Genomic DNA, 11,224 nt, shown 5'->3' with positions numbered 1-11,224 from the left:
ACTACCCCGCACAGAAAAAAAACCTCCCAGCACGGTATTCGCGTTCGCTGCCTGATCAGATGCAGCTTCGCGCTGCAAAACCACCCCCGCTCCACGCTCGCAGTCGTCACTTGCCTGATGGCCGGGGATTGCGAGGTGGCTCGTACGCATGCCGTATGCATGCCGGGTTCTTGCGTATTTTTTGCTCCGGGACCTGCCGATGGGAGGCCTGCCCGTACATGATTTGTACTTTCTGATTCTGCGATGGTGCAGGGTGTGCCAAGTTGGCGTCAAGAGCGGACAAATTTTCAAATTGATGCTGGCTTGATCCACTCTGGGATATATTGACGTTTACGTCAACTGGAGACGCCGCGCGCTGCCAGGCGGATGCTCCCTACTTCACCAAAATCCAACCCATGGGTACGACCTACACCATCAGTGACCTTGCGAAAGAGTTCGACCTCACGACACGCGCCATGCGTTTTTACGAGGACATGGGCTTGCTGCGTCCTGATCGAACCGGGCCCGGTGGCCGCAGCCGTGTCTATAGCCCCCGCGATCGCACGCGGCTCAAGCTGACACTGCGTGCCAAGCGCCTGGGTCTGTCGCTGACCGAGGCCAAGGAAATCATTGATCTGTATGACAGCCCACGTGATACCGGCAATCAGCTGCGCAAGTTCCTGGAGGTGCTCGCGCAGCATCGCAAGCAGCTCGAAGCTCAGATGACTGATCTGCAGGCCAATCTGGATGAGATCCGCGAGCATGAAAAGGAAGCACTGGCTCACTTGCAGCGCCTGGGTTGCGAAGCTGAAATCAGTGATAATTGACGTTTACGTAAACGTCATATGTAATATTTACACTCTCACTCTGCATGTTGCGGGGTGACACGATGAAGCAGGCCGGGAGCATATCCAGTGGCCGCACCGCCTGCCGGATCCGTCCGTCGTTTCAACATCTCAAATGTCTCGGAGACAAACCATGAGCCTTGCCAATCTGCCCGGTCTGAATTTCCAACTCGGCGACGACATCGATGCGTTGCGCGACGCGGTGCGTGAATTTGCACAAGCCGAGATCGCGCCGCGCGCCGCCGAGGCGGATCGCACGGATCAGTTTCCCATGGACCTGTGGCGCAAGTTTGGCGAGCTGGGTGTGCTTGGCATCACGGTGCCCGAGCAATACGGCGGCGCGAACATGGGCTATCTCGCGCACATGATCGCGATGGAGGAAATCTCGCGTGCCAGCGCTTCCATCGGCCTGTCGTATGGCGCACACTCCAATCTCTGCGTGAACCAGATCAATCGCAATGGCAATGAGGCGCAGAAAGCCAAGTATCTGCCCAAGCTGATCAGCGGCGAGCATGTGGGGGCATTGGCGATGAGCGAGCCGGGTGCCGGATCCGACGTGATCAGCATGAAGCTCAAGGCCGAGGACAAGGGTGGCTATTACCTGCTCAACGGCACCAAGATGTGGATCACCAATGGTCCCGACGCCGACACGCTGGTGGTCTATGCCAAGAGCGAGCCCGAGCTGGGAGCGCGTGGCGTGACGGCTTTCCTGATCGAGAAAGGCATGAAGGGGTTCTCGATCGCGCAGAAGCTCGACAAGCTGGGCATGCGCGGCAGCCATACGGGTGAGCTGGTGTTCGACAACGTGGAAGTGCCGGCGGAAAACGTGCTTGGGCAGGTCAATGGCGGCGCGAAAGTGCTGATGAGCGGCCTGGACTATGAACGAGCCGTCCTGACCGGAGGCCCGCTGGGCATCATGCAGTCCGTCATGGACAACGTGGTCCCCTACATCCACGATCGCAAGCAGTTTGGCCAGAGCATCGGCGAGTTCCAGCTCATTCAGGGCAAGGTGGCGGATATGTACACCGTGCTGCAAGCAGGGCGCTCCTTCGCCTATACGGTCGCCAAGAATCTCGATCTGCTCGGATCCGAGCACGTCCGTCAGGTGCGCAAGGACTGCGCCAGCGTCATCCTGTGGTGTGCCGAGAAGGCGACCTGGATGGCGGGCGAAGGCGTGCAAATCTATGGCGGCAATGGGTATATCAACGAGTATCCGCTCGGCCGTTTGTGGAGGGATGCGAAACTCTATGAAATTGGCGCGGGCACGAGCGAGATCCGCCGCATGCTGATTGGCCGCGAGTTGTTCGCCGAAACCTGCTGACAACACCGTTTGCCACGCACGGCGCCAGCGCCATCTTTCATCCGCAAACAAAAAGGATTGCCCTATGAGCACCAACTCCATCGAACAGCTGTTTGTCCACAACCGCGAGTGGGCCGAGCAGGTGGAGCGTGAGCGGCCCGGCTTCTTCACCGGGCTGATGGCGCAGCAAAAGCCCAAGTACATGTGGATCGGCTGTTCCGACAGCCGTGTTCCCGCCAACCAGATATCCGGTCTCGAGCCCGGCGAGGTGTTCGTGCATCGCAACGTGGCCAACGTGGTCGTGCCCAGCGACCTGAACTGCCTGTCCACGATCCAGTACGCGGTGGATCACCTGAAGATCGAGAACCTGATGGTCGTGGGGCACTATGGCTGCGGCGGCGTTCTGGCGGCTCTCGAAGGCCTGCGCCTGGGTCTGGTGGACAACTGGACTCGCCACGTGCGCGACGTGCGCGACAAGCATGTCGAACTGCTTGAATCGATCTCTCCGCAATGGCGCCACGATGCGCTGTGCGAGCTCAACTCGATCGAGCAGGTCGTCAACGTGGCGCAGTCCACCGTGATGCAGGATGCGTGGGCGCGCGGGCAGAAGGTCACGCTGCATGGCTGGTGCTACAGCATCAAGAACGGCCTGATCACGAACCTGCACATGACGGTGCCTGGCGTGGGCGGCCTGGCGGAAGTGCATGCCACCGCCGTTGCGGGGGTGGCTTCCCGCAAGCGCGGCTGACCGCGTGATGCGGACTGCGCCGGCCCCGTGCCGTCGCGGCCCGCAACGAGGCAAAGGCACCCATCCATGTTTCCGCAACGCCTGGATGCCCCGCAGGCCTATGACATCGCCAAGGCGATGATGGATGGCTTCAACCGGCACTACAAGCTCTTTCGCGCCGAGTCCGCGCGCGCCAAGCATCGCTTCGAGACGCAGGACTGGCGCGGACAGCAGCGCGCGCAACGTGAACGTATCGAGTTCTACGACCTGCGCGTCAAGGAGTGCGTGCTGCGGCTGGACAAGGAGTTCGCTGCGGGCGGGCTGCCCATGAACGTGTGGCAGCAGGTGAAGCTGCACTATATCGGCTTGATGGTGGAGCACCTGCAGCCCGAACTGGCCGAGACGTTTTTCAACTCGGTCACCACCAAGATACTGCATCGCACGCATTTCCAGAACGACTTCATCTTCGTGCGCCCCGCCGTGAGCACGGAGTACCTGCAAAGCCGCGCGCCAGGCGCGCTGCCGACCTACCGCGCCTACTACCCGCAAACGCTGGAGAGGCTGCCCGGCATCCTGCGGGAGCTGTTCGAGCAGCTTCACCTGCAATGCCCGTTCGATGACCTGGAGCGCGACGTGCACCTGCTTGCCCGCCGCATTGCCAACCGGCTGGAAGGGCTGACGCTGCGCGCGAATTTCCAGATCCAGGTGCTGTCGAACCTGTTCTACCGGAACAAGGGCGCATACCTTGTCGGCAAGATCATCACCGGCTATACCGAGCTTGCGCTATCGGTGCCCATTCTCCACGATGGGCATGGAAGGCTGCTGTTGCACGCAGCGCTGTTCGGCGAGGATGACATGCATGGCCTGTTCAGCTTTGCGCGCGCGTATTTCATGGTCGACATGGAGGTGCCCAGCGCCTACGTGCACTTTCTGCGCACGCTCATGCCGCGTAAGCCGCGCTCCGATCTGTACACCGCCCTCGGTCTCGGCAAGCAGGGCAAGACGCTGTTCTACCGGGACTTTCTGCATCACCTCAGCTACTCCAGCGACAAGTTTCGCATTGCGCCGGGCATCAAGGGCATGGTGATGCTGGTGTTCGATCTGCCGAGCTTCCCGTATGTGTTCAAGCTCATCAAGGATCGCTTTCCGGCGCAAAAGGAAACCACGCGCGAGCAGGTCAAGGGCAAGTATCTGCTGGTCAAGCAGCACGATCGCGTGGGGCGCATGGCCGATACGCTGGAGTACAGCCTGGTCGCGTTTCCACGCGATCGCTTCTCTGACGAGCTGATCGAGGAAATCAGGAAGTTCGCACCTAGCCAGCTGGAAATCAGCGACCGTGACGGCGATGGCCGGCAGGAAGTCATCATCAGCCATCTCTACATCGAACGCCGGCTCGTGCCGCTTAACATCCATCTGCAGGAATGCCTCGACAAGGGCATGGATGATGCGCAGGCCCGCCGCAGCATGTCGGACGCGGTCGTGGAATACGGCAATGCGATCAAGGACCTGGTCGCGGCCAATATCTTTCCGGGCGACATGCTGTGGAAGAACTTCGGCATCACGCGCAACGGCAAGGTCGTGTTCTACGACTATGACGAGATCGAGTACCTCACCGATTGCAACTTCCGCCACGTGCCCGCGCCGCGCAACGAAGAGGAAGAGATGTCCGGCGAGATCTGGTACGCGGTACGGCCGCGCGACGTATTTCCCGAAACCTTCGCCCCCTTCCTGCTTGGCAACGATGCGGTGCGTGAAGTCTTCATGCGCCATCATGGCGACCTGCTCGACCCGCGGTTCTGGCAGTCGCACAAGGAGCGCATTCAGGCAGGCCACATGCTGGACGTTTTTCCGTATGACGCCCAGCGGCGCCTGCACGCGGGCCATGCGCCGCAGCGCAAGCGCGAAGCCACGCCCTGAGACGCGGTCCATTCAATCCAACGAATTCATTCCACACTCAACTTCAAGGAGATAGACATGAGCCAGCAACACAACGACCCGGTCGTCATCGTCAGCGCCGCGCGCACGCCGATGGGCGCATTCCAGGGCGATTTCGCCGAGTTGTCCGCCAACGACCTGGGCGGCGCGGCCATCAAGGCGGCGGTGGAGCGCGCGGGGATCAAGCCCGAGCAGGTGGAGGAGGTTCTGTTCGGCAACTGCCTGATGGCGGGCCAGGGCCAGGCGCCGGCCCGCCAGGCGGGATTCAAGGGTGGATTGCCGCAAAGCACGGGTGCGGTGACGCTCTCCAAGATGTGCGGCGCCGGCATGGAGGCCACCATCCTTGCGCACGACCAGCTGATTGCGGGCAGCCGCGACGTGATGGTCTCGGGCGGCATGGAAAGCATGACCAATGCGCCCTATCTGCTGAAGAAGGCGCGCGGCGGCTACCGCATGGGCCACGACAAGATCTTCGATCACATGATGCTCGACGGCCTGGAGGACGCCTACGAGCCGGGCCGCTCCATGGGCACGTTCGGCGAAGACTGCGCGGCCAAGTACCACTTCACGCGCGAGCAGCAGGACGAGTTCGCCATTGCCAGCGTCAAGCGTGCGCAGGCAGCGACCGAAAGCGGCGGCTTCAAGGACGAGATCACGCCGGTCACGGTGAAGACCCGCAAGGGTGACGTCACGGTGAGCGTCGATGAAGGCCCGGCCAAGGCCAAGCTCGACAAGATCACGAGTCTCAAGCCCGCGTTCAAGAAGGACGGCACCATCACCGCCGCGTCGAGTTCCAGCATCAACGATGGCGCGGCAGCCATGGTGCTGATGCGCGAGTCGACCGCCAGGCAGCTCGGCTGCAAGCCGCTGGCGCGCATCGTGGCGCATGGCACGCATGCGCAGGCTCCCGAATGGTTCACCACGGCGCCGGTGGGCGCGACGCAGAAGGCGCTGAAGAAAGCCGGATGGACGGTCGAGGATGTGGACCTGTGGGAGGTGAACGAGGCGTTCGCCGTGGTGCCCATGGCGCTCATGAAAGAGCTGAATGTTCCGCATGAGAAGGTCAACGTGAACGGCGGCGCGTGCGCCCTGGGCCACCCGATCGGCGCAAGCGGCGCGCGCATCCTTGTCACCCTGATTCACGCGCTGAAAGCCCGCGGCAAGAAGAAGGGACTGGCCACGCTGTGCATTGGCGGCGGCGAAGGCACCGCCATGGCGATCGAACTCGTCTGACGTACGGCGCGCCATGCGACCGGGCGGGGAGCACCGTCGCTTTGCCTTACAGTGAGCCCATGTGCAACGACGGCCATGCGAATCCCGCGCATGGCCCATTCCACAGGAGACCAGCATGAGCGACGACATTGAGCACGATGGCGCCAACGCGGGCGCAACGCCGCTCGGCATGCAGCAGATCACCGCGTTCTGGCGCGATTTCTCCAGCCGGCTGGATGGGCTGGAGCAACTGGAGCCGCACGAATTCGTCGAACGCGCCCACGAGATGCTGCAGCCCTACGCCCCGGAGCTGGCTCTGGAGATCGAAGGCAGTCCGAAGGAGCCGGGTGCCCGGCTGATCGTCACGGCCCACGGCAATATCGACCAGTTCGAGAACGTCCAGGCGCTGGCGCGCCATGCCCCGAGCCTGGAGCATTACGAAGTGCGCGCCTTTCGCAGCCGCTCGCCGGGCGGGGATTTTGCGATGCGCATGGATGGCTTCGAGCTGTCGTGTTCCGACGTCCTCGTCGCGCACTATGATGCGGGCGGCATTGTCGGCCTGGAGCTTTCGTTCGAGAAAATCATTCCCCAGGACATGGCGGAGCATGCGCGCCACATGGCCTTCATCATGCTGGACCATGTGCTTGGCGAATGGGATTTTTCGGTGCGGGTCGGGCCGGTGGAGTTCGTGGATGCGTTTTCCGACAGCGTGGCGGGGGCCGAGCCGCTGTCGGCATTCGCGCCGATCTTCGATGCCTTCCAGCGCGAGGACCTGGGCCGCACCTATGAGTATCCCCGCGAGGGCAGTGGCCGCTGGATGTCGCTTGAAGTGCGAGCGCGGGATGCGGGTGAGGACGACCCGCCGGATCTGCTCTCGTTCCACGATTCGGCGAACGCGGTGGCCACGCGGGCCGATTTTCCTTATTTCCTGAGCTGGAGCCTTCCCTTCGGCGATCAGGATGAGCTCGATGCGGTGCGCGATGCGCAGGACGCGCTGGAGACGGAGCTGGAACTGCGGCAGCGCGGCATCCTGGCATTCTCCCGCGTGGAGGGCATGCGCTCGCGCACGGCGTCTTTCTATGTGGAGGATGTGGAGCACGCCACGCGGCTTGCCAACGAACTGGCCGCGGAATACACCCCCGATCTGCCTGGCGAGCTGACGGTGGCCTACGATCCTTCATGGCGCGAGTACCTCGCGCTGTATGCCGCCATTCATTCACGCGATGCTGATGGTGGTGACGATGGCGACGAGGGAGGCCGGGCATGATCTCCACGCTGGAACAGTTGCGCGCGCTGTATGCGCAGCCCACGGAGCGTGCCGTGCGCAAGCAGATGGACCATCTCGACGCCTACTGCCAGCGCATCATCGCGCTTTCTCCGTTCTGTGTGCTGGCCACCGCTGGAGACGAGGGCGCGCTGCTGGACGCCTCGCCGCGTGGCGGCCCCAGGGGCTTCGTCAAATGCGCGGATGCGCACCATCTGCTCGTGCCCGATGCCGGCGGGAACAACCGGCTCGACTCGTTCACCAACCTTCTGCGGGACCCGCGCATCGCCATGCTGTTCATGGTGCCGGGCGTCGATGAAACCCTGCGCGTGAATGGCGTGGCGAGGCTGCGCGACGAGCCCGGGTTCATTCAACGTTTCGAGGCCGAGCGCCAATTGCCCCGGCTGGTGATCGAGGTGCGGGTGAGCGAGGCCTATCTGCATTGTCCGAAAGCGCTCATGCGCTCGAAGCTATGGGATCCCATGGCGCGGATCGAGCGCGGCGAGCTGCCGACGCTCAACCAGATCATTCATGCGCAAACAGGAGCGAGCGCGGAGCCGGAGTCGCAGGACGACATGCTGCGCCGTTATCGCAAGCAGATCGTCGAGGAACAGGGAGAGGGCTGAGCATGTCATCCACAGTGCTTGTGATTGGAGCGTCGCGCGGCATTGGCCTGGAGTTCGTGCGCCAGTACCGGAGCATGGGCTGGCGGGTGATTGCGACCGTGCGCGACGATGCGGCGCGCGAGCGTTTGCGTGATCTCGGCGCTGAAGTGCATCTGATCGATGTGGCCAGGCCGGCAAGCGTCAGCGGCCTGGCGTGGCTGCTTGATGGCGAGAGGATCGATATCGCACTGTACGTGGCCGGCATGATCCGCAGGCACGATGCGCTGACGCCTCCGTCGCTGGAGGACTTCGATGCCGTCATGCACGTCAACGTGCTGGGCGCCATGCAGGTGATTCCCCAGGTGGCGCCGCTGCTGCAGGAGTCCGGCGGCGTGCTCGCCTGCCTGTCCTCCTCGATGTCGCAGATCGGCAGCGTGCAGGCCGGCAATGCGTGGCTTTACCGTGTGAGCAAGTCGGCACTGAACATGGCGGTGGCTGCCGCGCAGAACGATTATCCGGGCGCGACGCTGATCACCATCGACCCGGGCTGGGTGCAAACCGACATGGGCGGCGAGGATGCGCCGGTGCGGCTCGAGGACAGCGTGAGCGGCATGCGCAGCGTACTGGCGTCGCTCACGCCGCAAGACAAGGGGCAACTGCTGCACCATGACGGCCGCCGGGCCGCGCATTGGTGATGGCGCCGGGCGGATGCCCACCCGGATGATTTGAAATTTCACCAACCCACACAGCAAGAGAGACAAGCAAGATGCTGCTCACAGAAGACCAGGAAATGATCCGCGATGCGGTGCGACAGTTTGCACAGGAACAGTTGTGGCCGAATGCCGCGCGTTGGGACAAGGAGCATTTTTTCCCGCGCGACACGCACCGGGGTCTTGCTGAACTCGGCGCATACGGCATCTGCGTGCCGCAGGAGCATGGCGGCGCGGGGCTGGACTATCTGTCGCTGGCGCTGGTGCTGGAAGAGATCGCGGCAGGCGACGGCGGGACGAGCACAGCAATCAGCGTGACCAATTGCCCCGTCAACGCCATCCTCATGAAATACGGCAATGCGGCGCAGAAGAGGCAATGGCTGGAGCCGCTGGCGCGTGGCGAGATGCTGGGCGCGTTCTGCCTGACAGAGCCGCATGTCGGCTCGGACGCCTCGGCGCTGCGCACCACGGCGGTCAGGCAGGGCGGCGAATACGTGATCAACGGCGTCAAGCAGTTCATCACCAGCGGCAAGAACGGCCATGTCGCCATCGTCATCGCGGTGACCGACAAGGGCGCGGGCAAGAAAGGCATGAGCGCCTTCATCGTGCCGACCAGTACGCCGGGCTATATCGTTGCGCGGCTCGAGGACAAACTGGGACAGCACAGCAGCGACACCGCGCAGATCAACTTCGATGGTTGCCGCATTCCCGCTGAAAACCTCATCGGCGCGGAGGGCGAGGGCTACAAGATCGCGCTTGGAGCGCTGGAGGGCGGGCGCATCGGAATCGCCGCGCAGAGCGTCGGCATGGCGCGCAGCGCGTTTGAATGCGCGCTGCAGTACAGCAAGGAGCGCGAGAGCTTCGGTACGCCGATCTTCAACCACCAGGCCGTTGGATTCCGGCTGGCCGATTGCGCGATGCAGATCGAGGCGGCGCGCCAGTTGATCTGGCATGCCGCCGCGCTGCGGGATGCCGGCCGTCCATGCTTGAAGGAAGCCGCGATGGCCAAGCTTTTCGCCAGCGAGATGGCCGAGCGCGTGTGCAGCGCCGCGATCCAGACGCTGGGCGGCTATGGCGTGGTGAGCGATTTCCCGGTCGAGCGGATTTACCGTGACGTGCGTGTGTGCCAGATCTATGAGGGCACGAGCGACGTCCAGAAGATCATCATCCAAAGAGCCCTGGCCTGATGCTTTCATCACCCGCCGCATGCCCTTGCGGCCGTACCGATGCCAGAGGACGGGTGCTGGATTTTTCCCGGTGCTGCGGGCGCTATCTGGAGCACTTTGACACGGCGCCGGCCCCGGATGCGGAATCGCTCATGCGCTCGCGCTACAGCGCCTTCGTCCTGGAGGACGCCGCATATCTGCGCGCGACATGGCATGCGGCGCAGCGGCCCGGGGTGCTGGATTTCGAGCCCGGCGCCCGATGGCTGGGGCTTGCCATCAGGCAGTCGCGGGAGACGGGGCCGGACACTGCGGAGGTGGAGTTCGTCGCGCGCTATCGCATTGCGGGGCGCGCGGTGCGCATGCATGAGCGCAGCCGCTTCGTGCGCGAGGGTGGCCGCTGGTATTACGTGGACGGCGATCTGCTGTGAGCTGCCCGGGCTCCGGCCCGGGGCTGTCGATGAATGGCCGGGCTGCCGCATAATGATCCCGATGTGACGGGATGCGAGAGAGGAAAGAGGCGCGCGGTGCGCCTCTTGCGCTTTGAGGCGCATCGCGCGGCCTTTCTGCGCCTTTCCCGGATGCGCGATACGCGCGATTGAGAATGCGAGCCAACCTGATGAATCCGATGTTTGAAGCCGTCCTGTTTGATTGCGACGGTGTGCTGGTGGATAGCGAATCCATCACCAATCGCGTGTTGCGCGACATGTTGAACGAGGCCGGCTGGCCCATCACCACCCATGAGTGTCTTCAGCAATTCATCGGCAAGACGGTGCGCAGCCAGGCCCCCCTCATCGAAGCGCGGACCGGCAAGCCCTTTACCGAGGAGTGGCTGCAGCAGTTCTATCTGCGCCGCAATGAAGCGCTGGGCGCCGAACTCATGGCGATCGAGGGCGCGCTTTCCACCGTCGAGGACCTTCACGGGCAGTTTGGCGGGCGCATTGCCTGCGCTTCGGGCGCGGATCGCGCCAAGGTCGAGATGCAGTTGCTGAAGGTCGGGCTTGCGCCCTATTTCGACGGCAGGGTGTTCAGCGGCCATGAAACTCCGCGCAGCAAGCCTTTTCCCGACGTGTACCTGGCCGCGGCGGCGTCCTTGCAGGCCCATCCCGGGCGTTGTCTGGTGATCGAGGACACGATCACCGGCGTGCAGGCCGGAGTGGCCGCGGGAGCGACGGTCTGGGGGTATTTCCCCTCCGATCAGGGGCATGCCCAGGCGGGCGATCTGCTGGGCGCGGGAGCCGCGCGCATCTTTGATCACATGGGCGAGCTGCCCGCCCTGCTGGCGGCCGCGGCGCAGGCGGGCCGCTGAGAGCCGCTAACACAACCCTCGATACGTCGTTGCTTCGCCTTGTCGTACGCTTGTACTGCCTGCGGCTTCGCGCCTCGTCTCGATCGCAAACCTTCGGTTTGCTGGGTCGTGTTAGCAGCTCTAAGAACGTGTTTACGATCTCTACGCAGCCGCGTTGGAGTGCAATCGGGATGAG

11 protein-coding genes are annotated in these 11,224 nt (G+C 63.3%); all 11 read left to right on the top strand.

The genetic code is table 11. The annotated features are described in order from the left end of the window. Positions 1-395: 395 nt before the first annotated feature. Entirely contained in the window at positions 396-806 is a 411-nt protein-coding gene (locus ABWP92_RS13940; RefSeq protein ID WP_353235996.1) for a MerR family transcriptional regulator, read from the top strand. A 151-nt stretch (positions 807-957) separates the two neighbouring features. After that, the gene (locus ABWP92_RS13935) at positions 958-2,145 is read left to right on the top strand and encodes an isovaleryl-CoA dehydrogenase (RefSeq protein ID WP_353235995.1); all 1,188 of its coding nucleotides are present in this window, start codon (positions 958-960) and stop codon (positions 2,143-2,145) included. A 64-nt stretch (positions 2,146-2,209) separates the two neighbouring features. After that, the gene (gene can / locus ABWP92_RS13930; protein WP_353235994.1) at positions 2,210-2,872 is read left to right on the top strand and encodes a carbonate dehydratase; all 663 of its coding nucleotides are present in this window, start codon (positions 2,210-2,212) and stop codon (positions 2,870-2,872) included. A gap of 66 nt (positions 2,873-2,938) precedes the next feature. Next, the gene (aceK, locus tag ABWP92_RS13925; protein WP_353235993.1) at positions 2,939-4,768 is read left to right on the top strand and encodes a bifunctional isocitrate dehydrogenase kinase/phosphatase; all 1,830 of its coding nucleotides are present in this window, start codon (positions 2,939-2,941) and stop codon (positions 4,766-4,768) included. Positions 4,769-4,825: 57 nt separating this feature from the next. Then, on the top strand, positions 4,826-6,019 hold the full coding sequence (locus ABWP92_RS13920; protein ID WP_353235992.1) for an acetyl-CoA C-acyltransferase: 1,194 nt from the start codon (positions 4,826-4,828) through the stop codon (positions 6,017-6,019). Between the two features lie 115 nt (positions 6,020-6,134). Further along, positions 6,135-7,265, top strand: a complete 1,131-nt coding sequence (locus ABWP92_RS13915; RefSeq protein ID WP_353235991.1) for a hypothetical protein — start codon at positions 6,135-6,137, stop codon at positions 7,263-7,265. Further along, positions 7,262-7,888, top strand: coding sequence for a pyridoxamine 5'-phosphate oxidase family protein (locus tag ABWP92_RS13910; RefSeq protein ID WP_353235990.1), 627 nt, complete (start codon positions 7,262-7,264; stop codon positions 7,886-7,888). Before ABWP92_RS13915 ends, ABWP92_RS13910 begins: the two co-directional genes overlap by 4 nt. 2 nt (positions 7,889-7,890) lie before the next feature. Beyond that, positions 7,891-8,562, top strand: coding sequence for an SDR family oxidoreductase (locus tag ABWP92_RS13905; RefSeq protein ID WP_353235989.1), 672 nt, complete (start codon positions 7,891-7,893; stop codon positions 8,560-8,562). A gap of 71 nt (positions 8,563-8,633) precedes the next feature. Further along, positions 8,634-9,764 (top strand): acyl-CoA dehydrogenase family protein, encoded by a 1,131-nt coding sequence (locus tag ABWP92_RS13900; protein WP_353235988.1) that lies wholly within the window; start codon positions 8,634-8,636, stop codon positions 9,762-9,764. Then, positions 9,764-10,171: a YchJ family protein gene (locus tag ABWP92_RS13895; RefSeq protein ID WP_353235987.1), complete on the top strand. Its 408-nt coding sequence runs from the start codon at positions 9,764-9,766 to the stop codon at positions 10,169-10,171. The genes ABWP92_RS13900 and ABWP92_RS13895 overlap by 1 nt, the downstream gene beginning before the upstream one ends. A 197-nt stretch (positions 10,172-10,368) precedes the next feature. After that, on the top strand, positions 10,369-11,049 hold the full coding sequence (locus ABWP92_RS13890) for an HAD family hydrolase (RefSeq protein WP_502907538.1): 681 nt from the start codon (positions 10,369-10,371) through the stop codon (positions 11,047-11,049). The last annotated feature ends 175 nt before the right edge of the window (positions 11,050-11,224 follow it).

Origin of the sequence: Diaphorobacter ruginosibacter (assembly GCF_040396215.1) — a bacterium.
GTDB lineage: Bacteria > Pseudomonadota > Gammaproteobacteria > Burkholderiales > Burkholderiaceae_C > Diaphorobacter_A > Diaphorobacter_A ruginosibacter_A.
The sequence above is the reverse complement of the archived record's forward strand: the minus strand, read 5'-3'. Positions and strand labels throughout refer to the sequence as shown.

Coding starts and splice junctions, on each gene's coding strand:
- ABWP92_RS13910 (WP_353235990.1), top strand. CDS start 7,262: ATGATCTCCACGCTGGAACAGTTGCGCGCGCTGTATGCGCAGCCCACG.
- ABWP92_RS13900 (WP_353235988.1), top strand. CDS start 8,634: ATGCTGCTCACAGAAGACCAGGAAATGATCCGCGATGCGGTGCGACAG.
- ABWP92_RS13905 (WP_353235989.1), top strand. CDS start 7,891: ATGTCATCCACAGTGCTTGTGATTGGAGCGTCGCGCGGCATTGGCCTG.
- can (WP_353235994.1), top strand. CDS start 2,210: ATGAGCACCAACTCCATCGAACAGCTGTTTGTCCACAACCGCGAGTGG.
- ABWP92_RS13895 (WP_353235987.1), top strand. CDS start 9,764: ATGCTTTCATCACCCGCCGCATGCCCTTGCGGCCGTACCGATGCCAGA.
- ABWP92_RS13890 (WP_502907538.1), top strand. CDS start 10,369: ATGTTTGAAGCCGTCCTGTTTGATTGCGACGGTGTGCTGGTGGATAGC.
- aceK (WP_353235993.1), top strand. CDS start 2,939: ATGTTTCCGCAACGCCTGGATGCCCCGCAGGCCTATGACATCGCCAAG.
- ABWP92_RS13935 (WP_353235995.1), top strand. CDS start 958: ATGAGCCTTGCCAATCTGCCCGGTCTGAATTTCCAACTCGGCGACGAC.
- ABWP92_RS13915 (WP_353235991.1), top strand. CDS start 6,135: ATGAGCGACGACATTGAGCACGATGGCGCCAACGCGGGCGCAACGCCG.
- ABWP92_RS13920 (WP_353235992.1), top strand. CDS start 4,826: ATGAGCCAGCAACACAACGACCCGGTCGTCATCGTCAGCGCCGCGCGC.
- ABWP92_RS13940 (WP_353235996.1), top strand. CDS start 396: ATGGGTACGACCTACACCATCAGTGACCTTGCGAAAGAGTTCGACCTC.